Source organism: Mycobacterium sp. (genome assembly GCF_049280035.1).
Lineage (GTDB): Bacteria > Actinomycetota > Actinomycetes > Mycobacteriales > Mycobacteriaceae > Mycobacterium.
Map to the genome: position 1 here is coordinate 1 of NZ_JBAPPI010000308.1, position 1981 is coordinate 1981.

3 protein-coding genes are annotated in these 1981 nt (G+C 66.3%); all 3 read left to right on the plus strand.

The window, feature by feature from the left end; genetic code table 11:
* Positions 1–623: J domain-containing protein (locus tag WAN71_RS10360; RefSeq protein ID WP_422225246.1), on the plus strand; the 623-nt coding region annotated here is incomplete at its 5' end.
* Positions 620–937, plus strand: coding sequence for a chaperone modulator CbpM (locus WAN71_RS10365; RefSeq protein WP_422225247.1), 318 nt, complete (start codon positions 620–622; stop codon positions 935–937). The genes WAN71_RS10360 and WAN71_RS10365, both read left to right, overlap by 4 nt.
* Positions 919–1981, plus strand: a 1063-nt coding sequence (locus WAN71_RS10370) for a Clp protease N-terminal domain-containing protein (RefSeq protein WP_422225248.1), incomplete at its 3' end; no start/stop codon positions are given. The genes WAN71_RS10365 and WAN71_RS10370, both read left to right, overlap by 19 nt.

A 1981-nucleotide genomic window follows, 5' to 3' on the forward strand; every position in this document is an offset into this window, starting at 1 on the left:
GGGTGCGCTACGGCCAGGGCTTCGGCGGCGCAGGCGGCATCAACATCGAAGACCTCTTCGGCGACATGTTCGGCGGCAGTGGTGGATTCGGGCCGATTCCGGGCGCCGACCAGGAAGCGGTGCTGGAGCTGACCGTCGAGGAGGCTTACCGGGGCGGCAAACGGCAGATCTCACTGGATGACCGCAACTACGGGGTCAACATTCCCGCCGGTGTCATCGACGGTCAGCGGATACGGCTGGCGGGAGAGGGCGGCCGAGGTAGCGGCGATGGACCGGCCGGAGATCTGTACCTGCGGGTGCGCATCAAGCCGCATCCTCGATTCCGGCTCGACGGACGCGACGTCACCGTCGATCTGCCGGTGTCGCCGTGGGAGGCGGTGCTGGGGACCACTGTCGCTATTCGAACTCCCGGCGGCGAAGCGAAAGTTAAGGTGCCGCAAGGGTCGTCGACCGGTCGGCGGTTGCGGCTGCGCGGCGAAGGCATGCCCAACCCGCGCGGTGCCGCCGGCGACCTCTACGCAGAAATCAAGGTGATGGTGCCACCGAAACCCACTGCGCAGGAACGTGAGCTGTTCGAGCAACTGGCGGCGGAGTCCACGTTCGACCCCAGGAGGGGACGATGACCGCACCACGCTATGTCCTGGCGCGGCGGCCCGGAATTCAACTCGACGTGTTCGCAACACGCTGCAGGTTGCATCCCGACATGGTGCGCCGGCTGGTCGCGCTCGGCCTCGTCGCTTGCCAGCAGGATGCCCGCGGCGATCTCTGGTTCGAACCGTCCGCGTTGGTGACGGTCGCCCGCATCCAGCGGTTGAGGACCGGTCTGGGACTGAACTACGCGGCGATCGGGCTGGTGCTCGACCTGCTGGACCGCATCGAAGAGCTGGAATCCGCTTCTCGCCGAAGGAGGACATCACCGTGGACATCAACAAGCTGACGCAGAAGTCGCAGGAGGCGTTGGCCGAAGCGCAGAGCATCGCGACCCGGATGGGTCATATCGAGGTCGACGGCGAACATCTGTTGATGGCGCTGATCGACCAGCCCGAGGGTCTCGTACCGCGGCTGCTGGATCAGACGGGCGCCGACACCGAGGCCCTGCGCGCGGACCTGGAACGCGAGCTGAACCGGCGCCCGAAGGTGAGCGGTCCGGGCGCCGCGCCGGGCCAGGTCTCTGTCACCAGGCGGCTGGCGAACCTGTTAGAGGCCGCCGAGCGGGAAGCCAAGCGGCTCAAGGACGAATACGTGTCGGTGGAGCACCTCGTCATCGCGCTCGCCGAAGAGGGTTCGACGAGTGCCGCCGGACGGATGCTGGCCTCCAATGGCGTTACGCGGGAATCGTTCCTGGGCGCGCTGACCAAGGTCCGCGGCAACCAGCGGGTCACTTCAGCGTCGCCGGAGGGGGCTTACGAGGCGCTGGAGAAGTACGGCCGCGACCTGGTCGCCGAGGGCCGCGCCGGCAAGCTGGATCCGGTGATCGGCCGAGACGCCGAGATCCGCAGGGTAATTCAGATCCTCAGCCGCAAGACGAAGAACAATCCAGTTCTGATCGGCGACCCGGGAGTCGGCAAGACGGCGATCGTGGAGGGCCTGGCCCAGCGGATCGTTCGCGCCGATGTCCCGGAAGGCCTGCGGGACAAGACAATTTTCTCCCTCGATATGGGTTCGCTGGTGGCAGGTGCGAAGTATCGGGGTGAGTTCGAGGAACGGCTGCAGGCGGTGCTGTCAGAGGTCAAGGCGGGCGAGGGTCGGATTTTACTGTTCGTCGACGAGTTGCATACCGTGGTCGGCGCCGGGGCGACGGAGGGGTCCCTGGACGCCGGCAACATGCTCAAGCCGATGCTTGCCCGCGGTGAGCTGCACATGATCGGTGCCACGACCCTCGACGAATACCGCAAGCACATTGAAAAGGACGCCGCGTTGGAGCGCCGGTTCCAGACCGTGCTGGTCGACGAACCTGACGTCGAGGACACCGTTTCGATCC